The following is a 24,572-nucleotide window of genomic DNA, read 5'->3' as shown; positions in this document are numbered from 1 at the left end:
TTTAACTTTTATATTATAATCGAATTAAGTAAACCGTCTATATAGACAAAAGGGAGTGAAAATAGTGAAAATAAATACGAACTATTTTGGAGAACTAGAAGTAGATGAAAATGAAATATTAGAATTTGAAAAAGGCATGCTTGGATTTGAAGAACTAAAAAAATTTGTAATAATAAAAGACAGCGATATATTCATAGAGTGGCTTCAGAGCGTAGAAGACACAACTTCATTTGCTATTATGGACCCATTTGTAGCGGATAACAATTACAGCTTTGAACTTCCTGAAAAAATAATGGAGCAGTTAGATATAAAAAGTAAAGAAGATGTGATGATTAGAACTGTAGTAATAATTCCAGAAGACATAACTAAAATAAGAACCAACCTACAAGCTCCAATAGTTATAAATGCAAAACTAAAAAAAGCCATACAAATAATTCTTGATGACTCCTATCCTATAAGATATGAATTCTATGATAAGGCGGGGGTGTAAAGATGCTAGTACTAAAAAGAAAAGCAGGAGAAAGTATAATAGTAGCAGATAATATTGAAATAAAAATAATAGAAGTAGAAGAAGGCAGAATAAAAATAGGAATAGACGCCCCTAAGGAAGTAAGCATAATAAGAAAAGAAGTACTAGACGAAACAAAATCAGAGAATAAAACTGCAGCCGAGAGTAGAAACATTGATAAATCAGCACTTACAAAAATGCTAAAAAATAAAAAATAAAAATTTATAATTTTTTTTCAAAAAAACTATAAAGTAATCAAAATTTACTTCGATATATAGAATGTAAGTGATAATCCTAAACGGCCGAAGGATATATCACATAATCCAATTAACCAATATAACTTAATCAGGCATGGATGCCGATTAACAAAATTTCAAGGAGGAATATAAAATGATAATTAATCACAATATGATGGCTATGAATTCACACAGATCTGGTGGAGTTAACTCTGCTGGAATGGGAAAATCAATCGAAAAACTTTCTTCAGGTATGAAGATTAACCGTGCTGGAGATGACGCAGCTGGACTATCTATCTCTGAAAAAATGAGAGGCCAAATTAGAGGTCTTAATATGGCATCTAAAAATGCTCAAGATGGTATTTCTCTTATCCAAACAGCTGAGGGAGCTCTTGACGAAGTACATGCTATGTTACAAAGAATGAGAGAACTTGCTGTACAGGCTGCGAATGATACTAACGTTACAATAGATAGAACTTCTATCAAAGATGAGTTAGACCAACTTTCAGCTGAAATTGAAGCAATTTCTGGAAGAGCAGAATTCAATACTCAAAAGTTATTAGATGGAACATTCACAGGAAAGAAATTCCACATCGGAGCTAATGATACTCAAACAATAGACGTTGAAATAGGAACAATGACAGCAGCTTCACTAGGAGTTACAGCAGCATCTATAGCTGTTACAACTGCTACTACAGCTGGAAAAACTGTTACTCAAGTTAACGACGCTATAACAAAAGTTTCTTCTCAAAGATCTAAACTTGGAGCAATTCAAAACAGACTTGAGCATACTATCAAAAACTTAGATAACTCTGCTGAGAACTTACAAGCAGCTGAATCTAGACTTAGAGATACAGATATGGCTAAAGAAATGAGTTCATTTACTAAGAGCAATATCCTTGCTCAAGCATCTCAAGCTATGCTTGCTCAAGCTAACCAATTACCACAACAAGTACTACAATTACTAAGATAGTTATTATATCCTATAAAGAAAATCGGCAGAAATGCCGATTTTTTTTATGTTGGATAAAAATATAAAGTAGGTGAGCGCTATATGAAATATAAGCTTAGTATTTGTATGATGGTAAAAAATGAAGAATTACATTTAAAACGTTGTTTGGACTCTATCAAAGAAGTCGTAAAAAGAGATGATGTTGAGCTTATCATTGTTGATACAGGTTCAATAGATGATACTAGAGCTATTGCAGAGCAATATACAAATAAAGTTTATTTTAAAGAATGGTTTCATGATTTTTCAGGAATGAGAAACGTTACTTTATCGTATGCCACTGGAGAATGGATATTTATTATAGATGCTGACGAAACTGTAGAAAATATAGAAGTATTTAATGATTTTTTAGATAATAAAATTAATGAGTCTATCAAGACATATTTTGTTAGAGAGAAAAATTATGTTAACATAAAGAATTTAGATGCATATTCTATGATTATAACTCCTAGATTTTTTTATAATGATGGAAGCTTTAAATATGAAGGGACAGTTCATAATCAACCAATATATAAACAACCTGTAGCATATTTAGATATAATATTAGGTCACTATGGATACATAGTATTAGATAAAAAAATTATGGATGAAAAATTTAATAGAACCACTCAGTTGCTAATTAAAGAATTAAAAAAGAAACCAGATGATATGTATTACTTATTTCAACTTGCTACATCTTATAACATGCACGGAGATACAGAGGATTCTTATGAAATATCGAAAAAAGCATATGAACTTATAATGAAATGTACTAAAAAACAACAGATAGAAGGATTTGCTATATTTAGTGTCCACTTATCAAATTGTTTAGTATTGAAAAAATATAATGAAGTCTTAGATGTTTCAGAAAAATCTATAAAATTAAGAGAAGATTATATAGATGGATATTTTTATTTGTTATTTTCATATGAAAAATTAGGAAATTTAGATATTGCAAAAAAATATGCAGAAATATTTATAGATTTAGTAAAAAGATTTGATACCTTGCCGATATCCAAAGATGATAGTATAGCTATATACAGAACTGATAGGGCAACGGTTAATAAGATTAAATTTTTTCTAGTAAAATATTATATTAATAGAAATGAGCATCGAAACGCTTTGAAGTATCTAAATGAGAATAAAATTGATTCTAAAAATATTAACGTATTTATAGATATATATATAGAGACTAATCAATATAATAAATTGAAGGATTTGTATTATAAAATAGAAGATTTAGATTTAAAATTGATATTGTTTGAAAAAATTGAAGAAAAAATCGATAATTACAAACCGAATAAGAAAAAACAAATTAGGAGTTTATTCACTGATATAAATGAAGATTATTCACAATTTTGTAGATTTTCAGTGGATATCAATATAAATACGGAAGATAAATTAATAATTGCAAATAAAATTTTTGCAAATATGAAAAAAAATACTACTAACTTATATTACGCAGAAGTGATGTCTTTTATATGCGAAAATATGACTTTGAATCTAAGCTTTTTTAATAAATTTAATCGCTCAACCACTTTTTATTATCTTAACTATTTTTACAATAATAAGTATAGTGAGGTATATTTGAAAGTCTTTGATTGGATAAAAAATATAGATGCAAATCAGCCTTCATTTAAAAATGAAGTTGCTCTGAAAAACTTGTTAGAAGGGATTATTCTTAGAATGGCATCTGAATACAAAAATACTGGTATTGAGACTGCAATTAGTAGTAATGTTTTTGTATTTGATAAATATATTCAAGTTGGATTGAGCGTTATTAATAAATTATATATAACTAAAGGAATGAGTTTGAAGTATGAGTATATTGCAGATGTTGAATCAAAATTTCTAATCCTTATGAATTTGTATTACGAAAATCTTAATAATGCAAATACTACAGCAGCTTTAAAATACTATAAATTAGCTGCAGAAGCATATCCAGAACTAGCTGATTTTTTAGCAACTTTCTTAAAAAAGGAATTTATTAATTAATATTTTATCTAATGGAAGGATATTTATTATGTACCAAAAAGATGATTTTAAGTTACGTATTAAGAATTCAATTGAAGAAAATGATATAAATCAAGCTAAGATATTAATTGATAAATATTATAAGGATTACGAAATAGATATCGAATATTTTTCGCTCTTAGGTATTATTGAAATACTGGAAGGAAACTATTCAGAAGCAAAAAAAACTATTAAATCTGGATTGGATATTAAACCAGATAATTATGATTTATTATTTAATATGAATTATCTTATGAAAAACATTTTCACTGATATTTCAGAGGAAAAAAGATATTATATTTGGAGTAGGCTCTTTAATGTTAATTTAGAATGTGAAAATCCTTTTATGAATATGCAAAAAAAAATATGTGATGTTACAACTAGTAATATTTTGCATGGAACCATAGAAATTGCAAATCAAATGAATACATTAACTAGAGGATTATCAAATATGGGATTTAGTGCAAAATCTTTAAATTATTATCCTTCTTATTTGAAATATAAAGCAGATTATGAAATTGATTTGTATAAAGGAAACGATGTTAATGTAGCGAATAATATAAGCAAGAAACTAGCCTCTAGATTTATTAATGAAAATGATATATTTCATTTCCATTTTGGGACAAGTTTGACTTTGGATTATTCAGATTTACCTTTACTAAAAGAGCTACAAAAGAAAGTAGTAATGCAATATTGGGGTTCTGATGTAAGACTATATTCAAAGGCTGTAAAGCTTAACCCTTATATAAAAGTAAAAGATATGAATGAAGATATGATTAAGAGGAAAGTAGAACTGATTTCAAAATATATCCCTGATTGTATAGTAGATTATGAGCTAGCCGAATATGTAAAAGAATTTCATGATAATATTCATTATACAAAAGTAGCAATAGATTTAGAAAAATATGAGTATACTTATGATGATAATTTAACTAATAGTAAATTTATGATAGTACATGCGCCAACATCACCAGAGCATAAAGGAACAGACTATATCATAAAAGCTTTAAGTGAGTTGAATGTTGACTTTGATTTCGAATTAAAACTAGTTCAAGGGATGTCAAACGAAGAAGCAACAAAAATATATATGAAAGCAGATTTAATTATAGATCAAATATTAGCAGGATCTTATGGAGTTTTTGCAGTTGAATCAATGGCTATGGGAAAACCTGTTATTAGTTGGATTAGTGATTTCATGAAAGAAAAATATCCTGATGACTTGCCTATTATATCTGCAAACCCTGATAATATAAAGAATACTTTAGAATATATTTTGAAGAATAAAGATATATTAGCAGAGATTGGGCATAAAGGAAGACTTTATGTAGAGAAATATCACGATATGAATAAAATATCTAAGAACATGGTTGATATATATAAAAAAATATAATTTTAAAAGGAGTTTGAAATATTATGATATTAAATAAAAGAATTTTATTGACTGGCGGAGCTGGTTTTATTGGAAGCAAGCTATGCGGATTATTGTGTGATAAAAATCAGATTTTACTGTATGACAATTTGAATAGAAATTCAATAAAAAATACAAATTTATTAAGCCATAATAATGTAAAGTTGATTCAAGGAGATATTTTAGATTACGGGAGCTTAAAAAAAATTGTTTTGGAGTTTCAACCACATATTGTTATTCATTTAGCTGCGGTAGCTGGGATAGATACAGTTATAAAAAGTCCTGTTAATACAATGAAAGTAAATATGATTGGCACATATAATCTTTTAGAATCGTTAAAAGATAATTTGACGAACCTTGAGAAAGTAATTGATTTTTCTACATCTGAGGTATTCGGATCTTACGCATATAAGGTTAATGAAATGAATACAACAAATTTAGCACCTGTTGGTGAAGCAAGATGGACGTATTCTGTATCAAAGCTTGCGGCCGAACATTTGTCTCACAGCTATTATAAAGAATATGGAATGCCAGTGGTTACAGTAAGACCATTTAATATTTACGGCCCTGGCCAAGTTGGAGAGGGTGCGATACATCAATTTGTTGTGAGGGCGATAGCTGATGAACAAATGCAAATACATGGAGATGGTGACCAAATTCGTTCATGGTGTTATGTTGAAGATTTTATCCAAGGAATTATGCTTTGCTTAGAGAAAGAAGAAGCAATAGGACAATCATTCAATATTGGAAATCCAAGAGCTACTGTTACTATAGCTATGCTTGCAGAAACTATAAAAAGAATCTCTAATTCTAATTCCGAAATAAAATATGTGAGTAAAAATTATGTGGATGTTGAGCTAAGAATACCAAGCATAGAAAAAGCAAAAGAATTATTAGGGTTTAGTCCAAAATATGATTTAACTGAAGGACTTACAAAAACGATTGATTGGTATAGAGGTGCAAAAAAATGATTAAACTTTCGATGCCTGATGTTGGATTAGAAGAATTTGAACAGATTAAGGAAGTTTTAGATTCTGGATATTTAGTACAGGGAGCTAAAGTTGATGAGTTTGAAAATTTAGTTAAAAATTATTTAAAGGCTAAGCATGTTGTTGCTGTAAGTAGTGGAACCGCGGCACTTCATTTAGCATTACTTGCATTAGATATAAAAGCGGGAGATGAAGTGATTATTCCAGATTTTACTTTTCCAGCAACTGCAAATGTAGTTGAAATATTAGGAGCGACACCTGTATTTGTAGATACTGATTTGGATAGCTTTTGCATTGATACAAAAAAAATTGAAGAAAAAATTTCATCTAGAACAAAAGCTATTATGCCAGTTCAAGAATTTGGACAATCATCGGATATGAATAAAATATTAGAATTAGCAAATCACTATAATTTAAAAGTTATAGAGGATGCAGCATGTGCGTTTGGGTCAGAATATAAATCTTATAAAGTAGGGACTATAGGAGAAATAGGTTGCTTTAGTTTGCATCCTAGGAAAGCAATAACTACTGGTGAAGGAGGATTGTTAGTCACTAATAATGATGAGTATGCAGAAAAAATCAGAATACTTAGAAATCATGGTATAAAAAGTATAAATGGGAAAGCAAATTTTGTTATGCCAGGATTGAATTACAGACTTACTAATATTCAAGGGGCTATTGGGGTAGCTCAAATGGCTAAGCTAGAATCTATAAATAAATCAAGAAAAACTATTGCAGATTTATATTATAAGTTATTGAAAAATAATACGAAGATAATCTTACCTAAAGAAATGGATTATGGAAAACATGTATGGCAAACTTATCATATATTAATTGATAAGAAATATATTAGAGATGAAGTAATAATGAAACTAAAACAAAAAGGTATTGAAACGAATTTTGGAGCAAATTCTGTTCATATGCAACCATACTATAAAGGTAAATATAACTTGGATAGCAATACATTCAATAACTCGGTTTATTCATTCAATCAAGGATTAGCGCTTCCGTTACATCCGAATTTAAATGAAGATGATATTAATTTTATTGTAAATTCTTTATGTGAAATACTTACATAAAATGAGTTTAAATTGAACAGGGGTGATTATAATGTATAAGGAGCTATTCGAATATATAAACACATCTCGAAGAGATATGAAAAATAACTACAATAGAGTTTTACCAACAAATGAGTTGTTATATGATAGATGGGACAAAGCTAAATTTTTGGGCTGTGGAGAAAAAACTAGTATATATGATTCTAGCGTGATAATGGGAGATGTAGAGATAGGCAAAAATGTGTGGATAGGACCGTTTACTTTAATTGATGCTGCACATGCCAAGCTAAAAATAGGAGATTTCTGCCATATTTCTTCTGGAGTCCATATTGTTACTCATGATACGGTTGATTATGTCTTGTCATCTGGAGGGTTGCCAATAGCATCTGGAGATGTAATTATTGGTAACAATACTTACATTGGAGGTATGGCAATAATAACAAAGAATGTTAATGTTGGAAGTTACTGTGTTATTGGAGCTAATAGTTTAGTAAATAAAGATATTCCTGATTTTTCAGTAGCTTACGGAACACCAGCTAAAATAGTGGGCAAAGTTATTTTTGATTCTGATGGCAAAATAACAATTGATTATTTTGAGTAAGTGAATAAAGGTACTATTATTTGAAATATTTAAAGAGGTGATACTTTGGATTTTAATTTTACATATAAAGACTACATTCTTCTTATTTTTAAAATGATGAAAATTTCAAAAATAAATACATTCAAATCTCATGCTGAATCAAACCCGCAAAATGGGTATATATTAAGACATGATGTTGATATTGATTTACATTGTGCATATAAAATGGCATCCATAGAAAGTGAAATGGGTATTTCTTCAACTTATTTTATTTTATCTACATCTGATTTATATAATATTAATTCAAAAAAAAATAGACAGCTTATAAAAAAGATGGATAAAGATGGATTTGAGATAGGGTTGCATTTTGATCCTACTATTTATGGAGATGTTTCAGATGAACAATTATATATGCATGTATTAAATGAAACAAAAATTATTGAAGATATTATAGGCAAAAAAATAGAATCTATAAGCTTACATAATCCATCGGTACATAACAAATATCCCATTTTTATGAATTATAATAATGCATACGATAAGCGTTTTTTTTCTGAAGAAAATTACATATCTGATTCTTGTAAATCTTTTAGAAATAAGAACATAAACAAATTTATAAAAAATGGAGACACAAATGTTTTACAAATGGTATTACATCCTATTCATTTCTCGGATAGTGGAGAAAGTTATTATTCATCATTTTTAGATATCATATGTAACAAAATTGACGAGATAGATCAAATTATGGAAGTGAACAGCAATTATTTAGAAGGTTTGAGAATTACAAGCCTAACAAATATTATTAAAAGTAAAAAGGAGATATATGTATAAGAATCAATTCGAGTTTAATAGTAAAGAACTATTAAAGTTCAATGAATATGATAAACAGATTTTTTTTGACACTACTGTTTATTCCGTATCATCTGTTAATAAGGCAATGAATTCAACACTTATTTTTGTAGATAAATTATCTGAAGAAGATTTATATAGATTAGGTAAAGTCGAGAACTCGATAATAATATTAAACAATAAATATTTAGATACTACTTTTGGGAATAATCATCTATTATATGTTGATAGACCAAGAAAAGAATATGCTAAGATTTTAGGTTATATTTTGAATAGAAATGCTAAAACAGAGATTAAATCATGTCATAACAACTCTTATTATTTTTCTGAAAGTATTGGTGAGAATACAATAATTGAACCATTTTGTTTGATAGATTCGACTGTAAAAATTGGGAAAAATTGTTTAATAAAATCGGGAGCAAAAATTAGAGGAAACGTTAATATTGGAGACTATTGTATTATAAAAGAGAATTGTGTTATTGGTGCTGATGGGTTTGGTGTAGAAAGAGATGAAACTGGAGACACTTATAAAATTCCTCATGTAGGAGGAGTTTTGATAGGAAATAACGTAGAAGTGGGCTCATGTAGCGTTATTGCTCAAGGAACAATAGAACCAACTGTTATAGAAGATTATGTTAAAATAGATGACTCGTGTTTTATAGCACATAATGTACATATTTCAAAAGGGAGTCTTATAATTGCTAATTCAGAGATAAGTGGAAGTGTATTTATAGGAAAGAATTCATGGATTTCGCCTAATGTTTGTATAAAAGATGGAGTAAATATTGGAGATAATTGTACCATCGGGATGGGAAGTGTAGTTTTAAAAAATGTAGAGCATAATACTACAATAATAGGTAACCCTGGGAGACCGTTAAAAGGTAAGAACGGAGGAAAGTGATGAAAGAAAAATTGATATCGAAAATAAATCAAAGAACAATAAAAGTTGGTGTTGTTGGTTTAGGATATGTTGGACTTCCGCTTGCTGTTGAAAAAGCCAAGGCTGGATTTAAGACTATAGGATTTGATATACAAAAAGAAAAAGTAGACATGGTAAATGCAGGGAAAAATTATATTGGAGACGTTGTTAATGAAGATTTACAGAGTATAGTTCAATCTAAATACCTGTCTGCAACATCAGATTTTTCTTTTATTAACGATGTTGATTTTATTGCAATATGTGTTCCAACGCCGTTAGACTCTCATCAGCAACCAGACATTAGTTATGTTGAGTCATCAACTAAAGAAATTGCAAAATATCTAAAAAAAGGTAGTATTGTGGTGCTTGAATCTACTACATATCCGGGTACGACAGAAGAAATCCTTAAACCTATATTAGAAACTGGTTCTGGACTCAAATGTGGAGAAGACTTTTATTTGGGTTTTTCTCCTGAACGTGTTGATCCTGGGAATTTAATATACAAAACTAAAAATACACCTAAAGTAGTGGGAGCTATAGGCAAAGATGCAGCTGAGGTTATTGCAGCTATGTATAGATCAGTTTTAGAGAGTGAAGTTCATGTAGTATCCTCACCAGCAGTAGCTGAGATGGAAAAAATTCTAGAAAACACATATAGAAATGTTAACATAGGACTTGTGAATGAGCTAGCCATGCTTTGCCATAAAATGAATATCAATTTTTGGGAAGTGATTGATGCAGCAAAATCTAAACCATATGGATTTCAAGCTTTTTATCCTGGCCCAGGTCTTGGTGGTCACTGCATACCACTTGACCCTTACTATTTATCATGGAAAGCTAGAGAATATGGATTTCATACTTCTATGATTGAAGCTTCTATGATGGTAAATGATAGGATGCCAGAATACTGCGCGGAAAGAGCAAGTAAAATTTTAAATAGATTTAAAAAGGCTATGAATGGTTCTAAGATTCTAATCTTAGGGGTAGCATACAAGCAAGATATAGATGATTACAGAGAAAGTCCAGCAATTAGAGTAATAGAAGAGCTTGAAAAAGAAGGAGCTACAATTTCTTTTTACGATCCTTTTGTTTTAGAATATAAAGAGCATGGGGTAATGAAAAAAGGAGAGACTAGTCTCACTGCTGAATTAATTGAAAGCTCAGATTTGGTTATTGTTACAACAGCTCATACTAATGTAGACTACAGCTTTGTTCAAAAACATGCGAAAGCAATCTTTGATACTAAAAATGCTATGAAGATGATAGACAAGCGAGAAAACATAGAACTTTTGTAAGGAGGGATTAGTATGAGATATGCGATTATTGGCTGCGGAAGAATTTCTCCAAATCATATAGCAGCAGCACTTGAAAATGGTTTAGATGTTGTAGCTTTATGTGATATTGAAGAAGCGAAAATGGATGAAACAATTGAAAAGTTTAATCTTTCTAAAAAAATAAAGAAATATTTAGATTATAAACTGATGCTCGAAAACGAAAAACTTGAGCTTGTGGCAATTTGCACAGAAAGTGGAAAACATGGAAAAATGGCATTAGACTGTATTGAGGCTAACGCCAACCTTATTATTGAAAAACCAATTGCACTTTCTCTTGAAGAAGCAGATTTGATAATAGAAAAAGCTAATAAGAAAAATATTAAGGTAAGTGCATGCCATCAAAATAGATTTAATAAGTCTGTTCAAAAGATTAGAGAGGCTGTTGAAGCTAATCGCTTTGGAAAGCTAATGCATGCTACTGCTCATATCAGATGGAATAGAGGAGAAGACTATTACAAGCAGGCACCTTGGAGAGGGACATGGGAGCAAGACGGCGGAGCCTTGATGAATCAGTGTATTCATAACATAGATCTACTTAGATGGATGATGGGCGATGAAATTACTGAAGTTGTAGGGATGACTGATAATTTAATTCATGGATATATAGCTGCAGAGGACCTTGGAATGGCTCTTGTAAAGTTTTCAAATGGAAGCTACGGAATAATTGAAGGAACCACTAATATTTATCCTAGGAACTTAGAAGAAACTTTATATATTTTTGGAGAAAAAGGAACAGTCAAAGCTGGAGGAAAGTCTGTAAATCTAATTGAAGAATGGCAGTTTGCAGATAATCTTGATAATTCAGATGAGGTTAAACAAAATTATTTTGAAAATCCTCCAAATGTTTATGGATTTGGGCACAAACCTTTATACAAAGATGTCATTGAAGCTATTGAAAATGATAGACAGCCCTATGTTACTGCAATTGATGGTAGAAATGCACTTGAATTAGTTCTTGCAATTTACAAATCGGCAGCTGAAGGAAAAAGCATTAAGCTACCGCTTGATAAATGCAGTACTATAGATTTCAAAGGAAGGTTTAATAGATGAGTTATTTCGTACATGAAAGCAGCTATATAGATGAAAATGTAACTATAGGAAATGGCACTAAAGTTTGGCATTTTTGCCATGTACATAAAGGTGCAAGTATTGGAGATAACTGCTCTTTAGGTCAAAATGTTAACATATCCAACAACGTAAAAGTTGGAAATGGTGTCAAAATTCAAAACAATGTATCTGTTTACGAAGGTGTTGAGCTTGAAGACTATGTGTTTTGTGGTCCATCTATGGTGTTTACAAATGATTTAACACCTAGAAGCAAATATCCAAAAGGATCCGAAGGATATAAAAGGACTTTGGTTAAATACGGAGCATCCATTGGAGCGAATGCGACTGTTGTATGTGGAAATACTATTGGAAGCTGGGCTATGATAGCATCTGGCGCTGTAGTTACAAAAGATGTACCAAGCTACGCACTTATGGCTGGAGTTCCAGCTAAACAAATTGGATGGGTATGCGAATGTGGATATCCTTTAAAAGACACTTATACATGCAAAGAATGTAGCAGAGAGTATGTATTAGAAGGCAAACTACTTAAAGAAAACAAATAAGGAAGTGCTTTATATGGAATTTAGAGATTTAAAAGCTCAATACAATAAATATAAAACTCAGATTGACTTAGCAATACTAGAGGTTATACAAGGCGCTAATTTTATTGGTGGAAAGCAAGTGACTACTTTAGAACAGCGATTAGCTGAATATGTAGGAGTTAAACACTGCATATCTTGTGCCAATGGGACAGAGGCTATGACTCTTCTTATGATGGCATGGGATATAAAAGAGGGAGATGCAGTTTTTGTTCCAGATTTTACGTTTTTTTCAACAGGAGAAGTAGTTTCTTTTAGAGGAGCAACTCCAATTTTTGTAGATGTTGATAGGGATACTTTTAATATTGATACTATAAAGCTTGAAAAGACTATACAAAAAGTGATAGCTGAAGGGAAACTCACTCCAAAGCTTATAATACCAGTAGATTTATTTGGCCTTCCAGCAAATCACATTGAGATAGAAAAAATAGCTGAAATATATGACTTGAAAATTCTGGAAGATGCAGCTCAGGGATTTGGAGGAAGCATTCATGGAAAAAAAGCGTGTAGCTTTGGCGATGCTGCAACAACTTCATTTTTTCCTGCAAAGCCGCTAGGCTGTTATGGTGATGGCGGAGCTATTTTTACAAATGATGATGAATTAGCAAAGCTTTTAAATTCTCTTAAAGTTCACGGCAAAGGCGAAGATAAATATGATAACGTTAGAATAGGAGTAAACTCCAGGCTAGATTCTATACAAGCAGCTGTTTTAAATATCAAGCTCACAGCTTTTATAGAGCATGAGCTTGAAGACGTTAATAGGATTTACAAGCTCTACAATGAAAAGCTTAAAGACATAGTAGAAACTCCATTTATACCACAAGGATATGTATCAAGCTTTGCACAGTATACAATAAAGCTAAAAAATAAAGAGCAAAGAGATAATCTTCAATCTTATCTAAAAGATAAAGATATTCCTAGTATGATTTATTATGTGAAGCCAATGCATAAACAAGGAGCTTTCGCAGATTATATTTATGATGAAGATGACTTTGAAATTACAAATGAGCTTTGCGATACGGTATTATCTCTTCCTATGCATCCGTATTTGAGTGAGAATGATATTGGTAAAGTATTGGCGTACATACTAGATTTTATAGGAAAAAATTAATTATAGTAACGAAGTTTATTATTATGTAAGCTTTTAAATTAAGGATTACTTTTATAGGTATAATGATATCTTGTTATGTTGCCGATATATTTCGTAGAAAATTGAATATGATAGGAGGTATATTTGTGAGTATAGAGCAAATAGGCAGTGCAGGGATGCAGTACAGTGGGGATACTGGAGTTAGGGTACAAAGTGCTCCTGAAAAGGCACCGGTTGTAAAGAGGGACTCAGCTTCTAATCAACAGCAACAATATAACGGAGATAGGCCATCAGAAAAACAAATTCAAGATGCAGTAGATACTACAAACAAAGAATTGATTAAATTAGAAACTAATTTAAGGTTTAGTGTTCATAAGAAGACCAGACAAATAATGGTGAAGATAATAGATACAAACACTCAAGAAGTAATAAAAGAGGTTCCGCCAGAAAAGATACTAGATATGGTGGCATCTATGATGGAAAGAGCAGGTCTTATTGTAGATAGAAGAGGTTAAGGAGGTATTAAAATGGTAAGCGGAATTAGATTTGGAGGACTAGCATCAGGCATGGATACTGAAGGTATGGTAAAACAGCTGATGCAATCAGAAAGAATAAGGGTAGATAAGTTTACCCAACAGAAAATTTTGAAACAATGGCAACAAACAGAATATAACTCTATGAATAAATTAATGGCTAATTTTATTTTAGATTCTAGAAAAAAATTAGAACTTACAAAGACTACATCTTCTGGAGCTTTAGTCTCTGGAGGAATAGATTCTGTTACTTGGGCTAAAAGCGCAGTATCTTCTAACACATCGGCATTTGATGTAACTGCTAGTGCAAGTGCTCCATCAGGAGTATCAACATTAGAAGTTGTACAATTAGCAACTGGAGCAAGTGTATCAAGCCAAACTTCTCTTGATACGGATAAAACTACAGCTGGACAGCTGTTAGGATTTAGTGGAACAACTAAGACAGTTAGAATAAATGAAAAAGATATAGTTTTACTAGAAACTGATACTTTAAGTGATATTGCTCAGAAAATTCGTACTGAAACTGGGCTTAATGCCAATTATGATGCTACAGCTAATAGGTTTTTTATTAGTTCAAAGACGACAGGAAGTGCAGATGCAAAAATAACATTTGACAATGCTGATGCTGAAAACCTTAGAGATGCTTTGAAATTTACAAATTTATCAAACACTATAGGAAAAGATGCGATTATTAAGTATAACGGTACTAATAATTTAACTTATTCTTCAAATAATATATCAATTAATGGGCTGAATATATCATTAAAAGCTACATCAGGAGTAGAAACTATTAGAACGGACACTAATGTTGATGGAGCCTACAATAAAATAAAAGAGTTTATAGATGAATACAATAAGCTTATAGATGTATTTAACGTTAAGCTAGGAGAAAAAACATATAGAGATTTTCCTCCTCTTACAGATGAACAAAAGAAAGAAATGTCAGAATCTGATATAAAACTTTGGGAAGAAAAAGCAAAATCAGGTTTAATCAGAAACGACTCTACTATTAACAATATGCTTATTAAAATGAGACAAGATATTTATCAGTCAGTAACTGGTGCAGGCTCTATATATGAGTTTGGGATAACTACTGGCGGTTGGAGAGATAACGGAAAACTTCAAATTGATGAGACTAAACTTAAAGATGCTCTTAGAAATGATTCAGAAAAGGTTCTAAATACCTTATTTAAAACTTCAAGTACACCTGAGGTGACCATAAATGAAGGCGATTCTGATGCTGACAAGACAGCAAAAAAATTATTAATTGCGCAAAGACAAGCTGAATCAGGGGCATTCATAAGAATTTATGACAATATGACAAATGGAATCAAGGACATTGTTTCAAAATCAGGTCCTGGCTCTGAATCAACACTTCTTCGTTCTATCAAAAGTAATATTTTGGTAGATTATGTAACAAAAGGTTCAAAAAGCCTTCTTGATAGTGATATAGGTGATATTGATAAAAGGATAGATAGAGAAAATCAAAGACTGATAACAATAGAACAACGTTATTGGAAACAGTTCACAGCAATGGAGCAAGCAATGTCTCAGATGAATAGCCAAAGTTCATGGTTATCTCAGCAATTCGGAGGCCAGTAATCAAGGCTGTGATAGGAGGTAGTGATATTGGCAATGAATAACCCTTATGCAAAATATAAAGAGCAATCAGTGACTACTGCTACGCCAGAAGAGTTGACACTAATGCTATACAATGGATGCATTAAATTTATTAATCTAGCAGAAGTATATATTGAAGAAAAAGATTATGCGAAATCAAATCTAAATATTCAAAAAGCACAAGGTATAATCCAAGAATTAAATATAACATTAAATATGGATTATGAGATTTCGCAAAATCTTAGACAGTTATATACTTTCGTAAATGAAAAACTATTAGATGCAAACATTAAAAAAGACAAACAAGCACTTTTCGATGCAAAAGAAATTGTCTCAGACTTAAGAGACACTTGGAAAGAAGCGATGGCACTTTCTCGAAAGGGGAAGTAATATATGGAGAATGTTATTGATATTGCAAAATCTAAGATAGATGATTTAATCAAACTAAACAATAATAAATGTAACCTTTTGAAAAAACTTTATGAGGTAACTAAACTTCAAAGTATAGATATATCTTCCAATAGCTTGAATTCTTTGCTTGATCATATAAAACAAAAGCAAGATATTATGAACGAAATCGATGATATTGATAAAAAGTTCTATACTCAATTTCAGGATTTAAAGCTTCATCTTGGAATAAAATCTTTGGAAGATGTTGATATTAACGAATATCCTGAAGTAGCAAGTCTAAAATTTTCTGTAAAAGAAGTGATGGATTTGTTAGGCGAAATAGACAAGCAAGATAAAAATAATATCAGTGAAGTTAAAACAGAGATGGATAAGCTAAAAGAAGATATGAGAGATTTACAAACTCAAACTAAAGTAATAAAGAATTATGGAACTTCTTCAGTATCATCTTATGGAAAAGATTATCAAGGGTTTTATATAGATGGGAAAAAATAAATAGAATTTAGGTGATTTTATTGAAAGCACAATCAGTTGAAGCGTTAGAAACAGCTGTGGAATATTTAGGTAATATTTCAAACGCTCTGCCATCTATAATTGAAGATTATAGAGAACAAAATATTAGTACAGTGTCTGAAAAAATGATTGACTTATCAGATGGACTCAAATGGCTTTATGATGTAGCTAAATTAACTAAAGAATATCATTCTTTAGATGAAGATGAAATGTTAGGGTGCTATACGGAAATAGTTGATGCTATGGAGATGAAGGATTATATTCTAATTTCGGATCTTATAGAGTACGAATTATTACCCCTTGTTGATGGTTGGAAAGCAAGCTTAAGTGAATCAGTAAAAAATCTTACAACCAATTAACAACTTGATTTTTTGAATGGTTTAATTTTACTATGTATATTTAAGGAGACTATTTATGGATATAGCAGGATTATCAATGAGCTTAAGCCAAATGAAAGCAGCACAGCAAGTAAGTATATCAGTTATGAAGCTTTCTATGGATACAGCGAAAAATCAAGGCTCAGAAATGGTTCAAATGATACAATCAAATACTGGAATGTTAGAGCAATCAGTAACGCCTCATTTAGGGGCGAGTATAGATATAAGACTTTAATCAGCATAATCCAAAGCGCAATCGGTTAGGTTGCGCTATTTTATTGTTTATATACCTATAGATTATAAATCCCAAAATTTCTATTAAATAATTTTTTGAAATAGATATTATAGAGTAATTTAAAATTATATTGTATAATATTTAACATAAGAATGGTAAAATATATTTAAGATGTTTTTTTAAAACGTTTTAACTAAGAGATTTAGGGGTGGGTTGTTGTTATGAAGAAGATTTCTGTTATGGTAGTAGATGATCACGTAATGATGAGAGAGGCTATAGTAAAAGGATTTGAAGGTAATCCTTGTATCGACGTAATATATCAAGCGTCAAGTGGAAAAGATGCATTGAAGTACTTAGAAAACAATAATGATAGTTTAGATGTTATCTTACTTGATGTAATTATGCCCGATGAAAATGGTACAGAAATTCTTAAATTAATTAAGGATTTATGCCCGAATATTAAAGTGATTATGCTAACCAGCATGACAACTTCTAAATACATAATTAAAGCATTAGAAAATGACGCAGATGGATATGTAACCAAAGGGGTAGATTTTAATCAGCTTCTATCTATGATAAAATCTGTTTGTGAAGGAAAATTCTGTAGTGATGAAAAAATAAATGATGAAGTTTGCAAATGTAGGGAATATATAAAACAAAAGAGTAAAATACTCAAGGATTTTGATTTATTAACTAGAAGAGAATATGAGATTGTAGGATTAATATCTCAAGGCAAAAGTAATTTGGAGATTGCAGATGATTTATTTTTAAGTGAAAGAACTGTTAAAAACCATATCCACAATATACTTAAGAAAGTAAATTTGCAAGACAGAACTCAAATTGCTATTGCAAATTTAAGATATAGAATTGTTGAAAAACAGTTAGGATGATGATTATGAGCACTGATGATAAGTTAGAAGAAGCTATGAGAAGGTTTGTGGAAAAAGATGACACACAGACTTATCAAAAAATTAGGGAGTATTTATATGAGCACCCTAATTCTACTGTGATGCAAGTTGCTGAAGCTACAAACATTCCTAGAGGAAAGATTCTAAGATACCTAAAAGAAGGTAAGCTTATAGATAACTCTGCTCCTATAAAGGAAGTAGTGGAGCCTAGAGCAATTTATAGTGACAATCCGACTGAATCAAGATATAAGCCAAAGACTAATTTTAGAAGAAGTAGCAGAAGAAAATAATTTTATAAATAAATATATTTTAAAGAGTATTTAATAAATAAAACTAAAGTCCTCTATTTTTTAATATTTCAATGTAGTAGAATGAAATTACCTGAAATATATAGGAGGATAAAAATGCAAAAGGTTGTTAATGCTGGACAAGCTAACTCTAAAGAATTTTTAAAAAAGTATGATGATTTTTTAAATACGACATTATCAAAATTATCTAATGTATCAATATATAATGATTTTCTTATTGAAGAAGTGCTTTCAGATATTGCAAAGATTACGAATGCATCACGAGCATATGTTTTTATGTTCAGAGAGTGCATGACTGTCATGGATAATATTTATGAGTATTGCAGTAAAGGAATAAGTGAAGAAAAATATAATCTTCAAAATTTAAAATGCGATTATTTTCCTTGGTGGATAGACCAGCTAAAAAAACGTCAGTGTATTATTATTGATGATATTAATAATATGTCTAGTGATGCAGAGATTGAAAAGGAAGTCTTAGAGGAACAAGGGGTAAAATCTCTCATTGTAGTTCCAGTTGTATATGAAGATGAACTATTGGGTTATGTTGGACTAGATTACGTTTTTGAAAAGAAAGAAATTGATAGTGATATAGTAAGTATTTTGAATTTATTTGCTAAATTCATGGGAAAAGTTCAACATGATTTATATAATCAATTTTCGTTTTACAATATGAAAAAAGTAATTAATCAAAATTTAAATCATATTAAAGGATTGAAAGCGCAGATACAGAATCAAGAGCAAATTATTTTGAAATCTTTACAGTGTGAAAGAGCTGATTGCAAAATAGGTCAAAATAAAGAAAATTTGAATGATATTCTTGATTATATTCTTGAAATATTAAGCGCTGATTTGAATCAAATATCGAAGTTTGAAGTAAATAAAGATACTGAGATTAAAGATGTAATCTGTAATAAAATAGAAATTGGTCAAGTGATTTTAAATATATTGAATAATTCTTTATATGAGCTTAACAAAAAGTATACTATAATTGAGCCGAATGATAAGAAAAATAATAGCTATTTATCAGTAAGAACATATGAAGATGAAAATTATGTTATATGTGAAGTTACTAATAATGGAACACCAATTCCTGAAAAACTTTGGGTCAAAGTCTTTGAACCTTTTTATACTACTAAAGAGATTGGCGAAGGAACAGGCTTAGGTTTATCTATAGCATATGATATTGTCGTAAATAAATATAAAGGAGATATATTTATAAAAGACAGTAATCATACTAGTACTACTTTTGTATTTAAGCTACCTAAATTTTAATTTTTTAGAAGGAGGTTATTATGCTTTTGAAAGATTTGCTTTCAAGAAGAGATAAATTAAAGACATACCTACACGCACTCAAGCGTTCTATCAATTATTTTGAAGTTGTACTTTTAGATGAAGAAATGGGCAAGGAACTCAGAGACCTTTATAATGAGGTTATGGCTGAATTCAAAGAGTTAGATAATTCTATGAAGCCTCTTGAAGAGATGGAAATGTAAAATATTTCTAGACACTTTATAAATAATCTGTTAGACTATTTATTGTATTTCTCAGAGTCTGTGGTTGCAAGTCCAAGCCAGATGCGGGCAAAAGGACCCACGTAAGCTGTACAAAAATGATATAGTGAGCATGGCGCATCTTAGAGGTAAGTCCTGCCGAGAAAATCGAGAGGGTCAGTAGTGAGGCGATCCCGAGCAAAATCCCCAGCAGGCGAGTGTGGGGGCAAAGACCAGGTCAGTCTGAGAAACGAAACGAAGATATATATTATATGTATCTTCTTTTTTTATACAAAGTATTATTTAACACAACTTAAATATCTTATTGGAAGAAATATTGAAGAACATATTTGCTTTATAAATTTATATATATAAGTAGCTATTTAAGATAAAGCTAATAATACAGGTTTTATCCACAAAAAAATACAGTTATTAGAGGTTATGCACAAACTTATCCACATTATCCACAGAAATGTATCCACATTGCTGTGGATTTTATAGTTGTCAATAAAAGTAAATTTATATGAATTTTAATATTTTATTGGCTAGTATTTATGAAGTTTATACGTTATTTTTCGAATTTTTAAGATAATTTGAGCTAAACTGAGATTAAGTCAGATAAAATGACTAAATCAGGTATAGAATCAAGTTTTATCAAGAATTAGAGGTTCTTTCAAATTTTAGGTCGCACGATAAAGGGTATATAATGAAGAAGTTCAGTCTTTTTTGCTAAATATTTGCTAGGAGGTGAAGTCATGGAGGAAATCATCAAGAATATTCTTCAGATTGATAAGGAAGCTATAGAAAAGCAAGAAAGAACAAAGCAGGTACTTGAGGAAAAGGAAAACCAAAAAAAAGCCTTGCTAAAAAAATTGAAGGATGACATAAGCTTGGGCATGAAGCAAGAGATTGAAAGCGCAAAGCTGTCAGCTCAAAATGAGATTGACAAGGAATCCGAAAAGATTAAATCAGAATCATCAAAAAAGCTCGAACAACTAGAAGCTAGATACAAAGAAATTTCAGAGAGTTTGGCTGATGATGCTTTTGAGATAGTGATAAGAAGTCTGGAGGGATAGTAATGGGTAATGTGGCTAGATTTGCTGCGCTGAGCACAAAGCTAGATGCTATTTCAGGCAGGTTTCTTCAAGAAGATGATTATGAAGCTCTGCTTCATAAAGAAAAGGTTACAGAGGTTGCTAGGTATCTTAAGGAAAATACCCACTATGGAAATCTTCTAGCTGATGTAGACCCAGATGATGTACATAGAGGGGATCTTAATCTTCTGCTCAGCAAAAAGGTAATTGAAATAACAGAAAAGATAGCTCATTTTACGAGTCACAATTACAAAGAGCTTATGAAGGCATTACTAATTCGCTACGAGGTAGAGGATTTGAAGTTAATTCTAAGGGCTATAAGTAGGAACGAGGATGTAAGGTCACTAGACCCACTATTTATTCACTCTAAAAAGTTCTCTCATTTAGATTACGAGCAGTTACTTAGCGTGTCTAGTATAGAGGATATGGTAGCTCTGCTAAGAGGAACTATTTATGAGGAAGCTTTTAGAAGTATAACTCAAGAGGATTTAGCGGTAAGAGAATTCCACGCAGAGATGAACTTAGACTTTGTGTATTTTAAGAATCTACTTAAGAAGTCTAAGAGTTTATCAAATGAAGACAGAAAGATTTTGGAAGAGCTTATAGGTATAAATATTGACCTTATAAATCTACAGTGGCTATATAGAGCACACAAATATTACGGTCTATCACCTGAGGAAATTTTGAACTATACTTTGCCAGGCGGCATCAGATATAAGTTTTCTCAGCTAAAAGACATAGTATATCAAGAAGATCCTGTAGAAGCTGTAATATCCTCTGCGAAATACACTTATCCAAAGATAGTTGCTATGAAGGATATATATATAGAACGGAAAATCTACCAATATCTTTATGATATGTTCAAAAAAGCAAACAGAGAAAACCGAATGAATATTGCAAAGCTAACCTCGGTGCTTCACTTTTTGGAGTATGAAATCAGAGATATCATAACGATAATAGAGGGGATAAGATATGATATGCCTGTTGAGGCTATGAAGGACTTTTTGATTAGAAATTTTGATTAAATCCCTTGCTTAGATAAATATGAAAAAAAAGAAGGTGAGTACGTGGCAGTTGAAAAGATGCAAATGATGAACCTTGTCGCTCCTTTAGATGACATGCATGATTTGCTTCAAGAAATAGTCCTGATAGAAAAAATCCATATTAAAAATGCGGTAAAGGAAATTCAGGATTCTAATTTTACCCTAGCGGTATTAGAAGAACATCTAGATTCCATTGCTGATATGGGAACTATAGTCAAATATAAGGCTAATAAGAGCAGTTACAAGACCTATCAGGATAAGCTAAGTTATCTGGCAAATGCCCTCGATATGATACTAGAGCCTAAAACGGATCTAGATAGGAAGCGAGATATTGAGGATGCAGTAGCTGAGCTTGATAGTATAACTAGGAAGGTTGCTCCTATTCAGGATAAATTAACTGAAAGAGAAGAAACGCTTCACAGATATGAGGATTTTCTTGAGAGCATAGAGTATCTCAAGGATATCAATATAGATGTATGTGCTCTTTCTAGGATGAAGCATTTTAACTATCATATAGGGACGCTTACAAAAGACAAGAGACTAAAGCTAAGAAACAACTATGAGAACATCTCGGCTATTGTACTTCATATAGGAAGCTCTGTAGATGGAGAAGCATATCTGATTTTTTCTCCTGCCCAGCTAGAATATGAAGCTGAAAGGATTTTAAAATCCCTTAATTTCAAAGAAATTCCTCTACCTGCACAGTTTGAAGGAGTTCCTAGTGAGATTTATCAAAAAATCCAAGATGTTATTATGGATGTGAAGCTAGATATTGAGGATTTAAAAAATCAAATCATGCAACTTAAGAAAGACTATGAGGATAGAGTAGACAGAATTTATTCGAGAGTATTATTGGAAGAACGTATAGAAAATTTGAAGGATCATGCAGCTATTTCAGAGCATTTCTTTTATTTTTCTGGATGGATTCCAGAAGTGGAAACTGAGAAAATAAAGCAAAAACTAGAAGAGGTATGTTCTAGAGTAATCGTTGTATTTTCAGAGGTGGATGCTGTTCCCAAAAGAGTGGTTCCGCCTACAAAGCTAAAAAACAGCTGGATACTAAAGCCTTTTGAGCTTTTAGTAAACCTCTACGGAGTTCCAAACTATAAAGAAATGGACCCTACCATATTTTTAGGAATGACTTATTTGATATTATTCGGTGCTATGTTTGGAGATGTAGGGCAGGGAGCAATATTGTTTTTAGCTGGTTGGATGATTAGGAAAAAGGAATCGCTTAAGACTCCTGGAGAAATTATGCTGAGAATAGGACTTAGCTCTGTATTCTTTGGCTTTATGTATGGAAGCGTGTTTGGATTTGAGGAATATCTGCCAGCACTTTTAGTACATCCTATAGAAAATATAGATTTTGTACTTTATTCATCCATAGTATTTGGAGTAGTGCTACTTCTTATCAGTTTTGGAATATCAATTAGCAATATGCTCAAAATCAAGGAATATGAACAGGGAGTATTTGGCAGAAATGGTATTGTAGGACTTTTATTTTATGTAGTGCTTTTAGTTGGGGTTTTGGAGCTTGTATTATCTGACAAAATCATTCCAATTAGCATGCTTATAATAGTGGGAATAGTGCTTCTAGCTATGATGTTATTTAAAAAGCCACTTACAGCGTTATTGTTTAGGCAGCCTGCTGTATATCATGAAGGCAAGAAGGAATATTATATCGAGGGTGGCTTTGATTTAGTGGAGACCCTACTTAGTCTTCTTTCTAACACGATATCCTTTATCAGAGTAGGAGCCTTTGCGTTAAACCACGTTGGACTGTTTTTAGCATTTACAACTATGGCAAATCTCAGTAATAACAGAGCCATAGGAGCTGTTATACTCATTGTAGGAAACATAATTATTATAGGACTTGAAGGCCTAATAGTTTTCATTCAAGGCTTAAGATTAGAGTATTATGAATTATTTAGCAAATACTATACAGGAGACGGGATAGCCTATTCTCCATTTAAGTTAAATTTAGAAACGGAGGAAAGAAAATGAAAATAATACTTGCACTTATGATTTTATTTGTTATGTCTACCATCGCTTTTGGAGTTAAGCTATATGTCAAAAACGAGCAAAGCTCAGGAAGCTTAAAGAAACTCCTTATAGCAAATATCACAGGATTTGCTCCTCTTGCAGCTATGGCTATTTTATTAATGGTTCCTGATTTAGTGTTTGCAGCGACAGAGGGTGCCGCAACTAGTAGTTCAGGGCTAGGCTATATAGCAGCAGCTTTATCTACAGGGATGGCTACTATAGGAGCGGGATATGCAGTTGGAGCGGTTGGTTCATCAGCTCTAGGGGCTGTATCTGAGGATGAAAAAATTCTTGGTAAGACACTTATTTTCGTAGGTCTAGCAGAAGGTATCGCTATTTATGGACTTATTATTTCTATTTTGATTTTAGGAAGACTTTAGGA

The 24,572-nt window shown here is 31.2% G+C and carries 28 protein-coding genes; all 28 read left to right on the top strand.

Features of this window, described 5'->3' with window-relative positions:
- Positions 1 to 64 precede the first annotated feature (64 nt).
- The 28 genes from fliW (at position 65) to CLOST_RS11650 (ending at position 24,570) form a co-directional block, all read left to right on the top strand.
- Entirely contained in the window at positions 65 to 490 is a 426-nt protein-coding gene (fliW, locus tag CLOST_RS11785; protein WP_013362555.1) for a flagellar assembly protein FliW, read from the top strand.
- A 2-nt stretch (positions 491 to 492) separates the two neighbouring features.
- The gene (gene csrA / locus CLOST_RS11780) at positions 493 to 726 is read left to right on the top strand and encodes a carbon storage regulator CsrA (protein WP_013362554.1); all 234 of its coding nucleotides are present in this window, start codon (positions 493 to 495) and stop codon (positions 724 to 726) included.
- Positions 727 to 898: 172 nt separating this feature from the next.
- Complete coding sequence (locus tag CLOST_RS11775; RefSeq protein WP_013362553.1) at positions 899 to 1,717, top strand: flagellin N-terminal helical domain-containing protein; 819 nt, start codon at positions 899 to 901, stop codon at positions 1,715 to 1,717.
- An 81-nt stretch (positions 1,718 to 1,798) separates the two neighbouring features.
- On the top strand, positions 1,799 to 3,727 hold the full coding sequence (locus tag CLOST_RS11770; RefSeq protein WP_013362552.1) for a tetratricopeptide repeat-containing glycosyltransferase family 2 protein: 1,929 nt from the start codon (positions 1,799 to 1,801) through the stop codon (positions 3,725 to 3,727).
- A 28-nt stretch (positions 3,728 to 3,755) separates the two neighbouring features.
- Complete coding sequence (locus tag CLOST_RS11765) at positions 3,756 to 5,135, top strand: glycosyltransferase (RefSeq protein WP_013362551.1); 1,380 nt, start codon at positions 3,756 to 3,758, stop codon at positions 5,133 to 5,135.
- A gap of 23 nt (positions 5,136 to 5,158) precedes the next feature.
- Positions 5,159 to 6,124: an NAD-dependent epimerase/dehydratase family protein gene (locus tag CLOST_RS11760; protein WP_013362550.1), complete on the top strand. Its 966-nt coding sequence runs from the start codon at positions 5,159 to 5,161 to the stop codon at positions 6,122 to 6,124.
- The gene (locus tag CLOST_RS11755; protein WP_013362549.1) at positions 6,121 to 7,221 is read left to right on the top strand and encodes a DegT/DnrJ/EryC1/StrS family aminotransferase; all 1,101 of its coding nucleotides are present in this window, start codon (positions 6,121 to 6,123) and stop codon (positions 7,219 to 7,221) included. Before CLOST_RS11760 ends, CLOST_RS11755 begins: the two co-directional genes overlap by 4 nt.
- A 31-nt stretch (positions 7,222 to 7,252) precedes the next feature.
- Positions 7,253 to 7,801, top strand: coding sequence for an acyltransferase (locus CLOST_RS11750; RefSeq protein WP_013362548.1), 549 nt, complete (start codon positions 7,253 to 7,255; stop codon positions 7,799 to 7,801).
- A 45-nt stretch (positions 7,802 to 7,846) separates the two neighbouring features.
- The gene (locus CLOST_RS11745; protein WP_013362547.1) at positions 7,847 to 8,611 is read left to right on the top strand and encodes a polysaccharide deacetylase family protein; all 765 of its coding nucleotides are present in this window, start codon (positions 7,847 to 7,849) and stop codon (positions 8,609 to 8,611) included.
- Complete coding sequence (locus CLOST_RS11740) at positions 8,604 to 9,530, top strand: UDP-3-O-(3-hydroxymyristoyl)glucosamine N-acyltransferase (protein WP_013362546.1); 927 nt, start codon at positions 8,604 to 8,606, stop codon at positions 9,528 to 9,530. The genes CLOST_RS11745 and CLOST_RS11740 overlap by 8 nt, the downstream gene beginning before the upstream one ends.
- Entirely contained in the window at positions 9,530 to 10,843 is a 1,314-nt protein-coding gene (locus CLOST_RS11735; RefSeq protein WP_013362545.1) for a nucleotide sugar dehydrogenase, read from the top strand. Before CLOST_RS11740 ends, CLOST_RS11735 begins: the two co-directional genes overlap by 1 nt.
- Before the next feature lie 12 nt (positions 10,844 to 10,855).
- Positions 10,856 to 11,932, top strand: a complete 1,077-nt coding sequence (locus CLOST_RS11730; protein WP_013362544.1) for a Gfo/Idh/MocA family protein — start codon at positions 10,856 to 10,858, stop codon at positions 11,930 to 11,932.
- Entirely contained in the window at positions 11,929 to 12,492 is a 564-nt protein-coding gene (locus CLOST_RS11725; RefSeq protein WP_013362543.1) for an acyltransferase, read from the top strand. Before CLOST_RS11730 ends, CLOST_RS11725 begins: the two co-directional genes overlap by 4 nt.
- 13 nt (positions 12,493 to 12,505) lie before the next feature.
- Positions 12,506 to 13,639 (top strand): DegT/DnrJ/EryC1/StrS family aminotransferase, encoded by a 1,134-nt coding sequence (locus CLOST_RS11720; RefSeq protein WP_013362542.1) that lies wholly within the window; start codon positions 12,506 to 12,508, stop codon positions 13,637 to 13,639.
- 125 nt (positions 13,640 to 13,764) lie between these two features.
- A complete protein-coding gene (locus CLOST_RS13665; protein ID WP_013362541.1) occupies positions 13,765 to 14,133 on the top strand; it encodes a flagellar protein FlaG in 369 nt (122 codons plus the stop codon).
- Between the two features lie 12 nt (positions 14,134 to 14,145).
- Entirely contained in the window at positions 14,146 to 15,753 is a 1,608-nt protein-coding gene (fliD, locus tag CLOST_RS11710; RefSeq protein WP_013362540.1) for a flagellar filament capping protein FliD, read from the top strand.
- A gap of 33 nt (positions 15,754 to 15,786) precedes the next feature.
- Entirely contained in the window at positions 15,787 to 16,161 is a 375-nt protein-coding gene (gene fliS / locus CLOST_RS11705; protein ID WP_041487532.1) for a flagellar export chaperone FliS, read from the top strand.
- Positions 16,162 to 16,164: 3 nt separating this feature from the next.
- Positions 16,165 to 16,674: a flagellar export chaperone FlgN gene (gene flgN, locus CLOST_RS11700; protein ID WP_013362538.1), complete on the top strand. Its 510-nt coding sequence runs from the start codon at positions 16,165 to 16,167 to the stop codon at positions 16,672 to 16,674.
- Positions 16,675 to 16,694: 20 nt separating this feature from the next.
- Positions 16,695 to 17,051, top strand: a complete 357-nt coding sequence (locus tag CLOST_RS11695) for a DUF8042 domain-containing protein (protein ID WP_013362537.1) — start codon at positions 16,695 to 16,697, stop codon at positions 17,049 to 17,051.
- A gap of 55 nt (positions 17,052 to 17,106) precedes the next feature.
- A complete protein-coding gene (locus CLOST_RS11690) occupies positions 17,107 to 17,304 on the top strand; it encodes a YjfB family protein (RefSeq protein WP_013362536.1) in 198 nt (65 codons plus the stop codon).
- A 221-nt stretch (positions 17,305 to 17,525) separates the two neighbouring features.
- A complete protein-coding gene (locus tag CLOST_RS11685; protein ID WP_013362535.1) occupies positions 17,526 to 18,194 on the top strand; it encodes a response regulator in 669 nt (222 codons plus the stop codon).
- A gap of 5 nt (positions 18,195 to 18,199) precedes the next feature.
- On the top strand, positions 18,200 to 18,502 hold the full coding sequence (locus CLOST_RS11680) for a hypothetical protein (RefSeq protein ID WP_041487213.1): 303 nt from the start codon (positions 18,200 to 18,202) through the stop codon (positions 18,500 to 18,502).
- Positions 18,503 to 18,616: 114 nt separating this feature from the next.
- A complete protein-coding gene (locus CLOST_RS11675) occupies positions 18,617 to 19,792 on the top strand; it encodes a GAF domain-containing sensor histidine kinase (RefSeq protein ID WP_013362533.1) in 1,176 nt (391 codons plus the stop codon).
- A 20-nt stretch (positions 19,793 to 19,812) separates the two neighbouring features.
- On the top strand, positions 19,813 to 20,013 hold the full coding sequence (locus CLOST_RS11670; protein ID WP_013362532.1) for a hypothetical protein: 201 nt from the start codon (positions 19,813 to 19,815) through the stop codon (positions 20,011 to 20,013).
- A gap of 752 nt (positions 20,014 to 20,765) precedes the next feature.
- Positions 20,766 to 21,086, top strand: coding sequence for a hypothetical protein (locus tag CLOST_RS11665; RefSeq protein ID WP_013362530.1), 321 nt, complete (start codon positions 20,766 to 20,768; stop codon positions 21,084 to 21,086).
- Between the two features lie 2 nt (positions 21,087 to 21,088).
- Positions 21,089 to 22,129: a V-type ATPase subunit gene (locus CLOST_RS11660; RefSeq protein ID WP_013362529.1), complete on the top strand. Its 1,041-nt coding sequence runs from the start codon at positions 21,089 to 21,091 to the stop codon at positions 22,127 to 22,129.
- Positions 22,130 to 22,171: 42 nt separating this feature from the next.
- Complete coding sequence (locus CLOST_RS11655) at positions 22,172 to 24,151, top strand: V-type ATP synthase subunit I (protein ID WP_013362528.1); 1,980 nt, start codon at positions 22,172 to 22,174, stop codon at positions 24,149 to 24,151.
- On the top strand, positions 24,148 to 24,570 hold the full coding sequence (locus tag CLOST_RS11650; RefSeq protein ID WP_013362527.1) for an ATP synthase subunit C: 423 nt from the start codon (positions 24,148 to 24,150) through the stop codon (positions 24,568 to 24,570). The genes CLOST_RS11655 and CLOST_RS11650 overlap by 4 nt, the downstream gene beginning before the upstream one ends.
- Positions 24,571 to 24,572 lie beyond the last annotated feature (2 nt).

It is taken from the genome of Acetoanaerobium sticklandii (genome assembly GCF_000196455.1).
Classification (GTDB): domain Bacteria; phylum Bacillota; class Clostridia; order Peptostreptococcales; family Filifactoraceae; genus Acetoanaerobium; species Acetoanaerobium sticklandii.
Note: the sequence above shows the minus strand (reverse complement) of the source record. Positions and strands in the feature narration are given on the sequence as shown.

Coding starts and splice junctions, on each gene's coding strand:
- csrA (WP_013362554.1), top strand. CDS start 493: ATGCTAGTACTAAAAAGAAAAGCAGGAGAAAGTATAATAGTAGCAGAT.
- CLOST_RS11775 (WP_013362553.1), top strand. CDS start 899: ATGATAATTAATCACAATATGATGGCTATGAATTCACACAGATCTGGT.
- CLOST_RS11770 (WP_013362552.1), top strand. CDS start 1,799: ATGAAATATAAGCTTAGTATTTGTATGATGGTAAAAAATGAAGAATTA.
- CLOST_RS11765 (WP_013362551.1), top strand. CDS start 3,756: ATGTACCAAAAAGATGATTTTAAGTTACGTATTAAGAATTCAATTGAA.
- CLOST_RS11760 (WP_013362550.1), top strand. CDS start 5,159: ATGATATTAAATAAAAGAATTTTATTGACTGGCGGAGCTGGTTTTATT.
- CLOST_RS11755 (WP_013362549.1), top strand. CDS start 6,121: ATGATTAAACTTTCGATGCCTGATGTTGGATTAGAAGAATTTGAACAG.
- CLOST_RS11750 (WP_013362548.1), top strand. CDS start 7,253: ATGTATAAGGAGCTATTCGAATATATAAACACATCTCGAAGAGATATG.
- CLOST_RS11740 (WP_013362546.1), top strand. CDS start 8,604: ATGTATAAGAATCAATTCGAGTTTAATAGTAAAGAACTATTAAAGTTC.
- CLOST_RS11735 (WP_013362545.1), top strand. CDS start 9,530: ATGAAAGAAAAATTGATATCGAAAATAAATCAAAGAACAATAAAAGTT.
- CLOST_RS11730 (WP_013362544.1), top strand. CDS start 10,856: ATGAGATATGCGATTATTGGCTGCGGAAGAATTTCTCCAAATCATATA.
- CLOST_RS11725 (WP_013362543.1), top strand. CDS start 11,929: ATGAGTTATTTCGTACATGAAAGCAGCTATATAGATGAAAATGTAACT.
- CLOST_RS11720 (WP_013362542.1), top strand. CDS start 12,506: ATGGAATTTAGAGATTTAAAAGCTCAATACAATAAATATAAAACTCAG.
- fliD (WP_013362540.1), top strand. CDS start 14,146: ATGGTAAGCGGAATTAGATTTGGAGGACTAGCATCAGGCATGGATACT.
- fliS (WP_041487532.1), top strand. CDS start 15,787: ATGAATAACCCTTATGCAAAATATAAAGAGCAATCAGTGACTACTGCT.
- flgN (WP_013362538.1), top strand. CDS start 16,165: ATGGAGAATGTTATTGATATTGCAAAATCTAAGATAGATGATTTAATC.
- CLOST_RS11690 (WP_013362536.1), top strand. CDS start 17,107: ATGGATATAGCAGGATTATCAATGAGCTTAAGCCAAATGAAAGCAGCA.
- CLOST_RS11685 (WP_013362535.1), top strand. CDS start 17,526: ATGAAGAAGATTTCTGTTATGGTAGTAGATGATCACGTAATGATGAGA.
- CLOST_RS11680 (WP_041487213.1), top strand. CDS start 18,200: ATGAGCACTGATGATAAGTTAGAAGAAGCTATGAGAAGGTTTGTGGAA.
- CLOST_RS11675 (WP_013362533.1), top strand. CDS start 18,617: ATGCAAAAGGTTGTTAATGCTGGACAAGCTAACTCTAAAGAATTTTTA.
- CLOST_RS11670 (WP_013362532.1), top strand. CDS start 19,813: ATGCTTTTGAAAGATTTGCTTTCAAGAAGAGATAAATTAAAGACATAC.
- CLOST_RS11665 (WP_013362530.1), top strand. CDS start 20,766: ATGGAGGAAATCATCAAGAATATTCTTCAGATTGATAAGGAAGCTATA.
- CLOST_RS11660 (WP_013362529.1), top strand. CDS start 21,089: ATGGGTAATGTGGCTAGATTTGCTGCGCTGAGCACAAAGCTAGATGCT.
- CLOST_RS11650 (WP_013362527.1), top strand. CDS start 24,148: ATGAAAATAATACTTGCACTTATGATTTTATTTGTTATGTCTACCATC.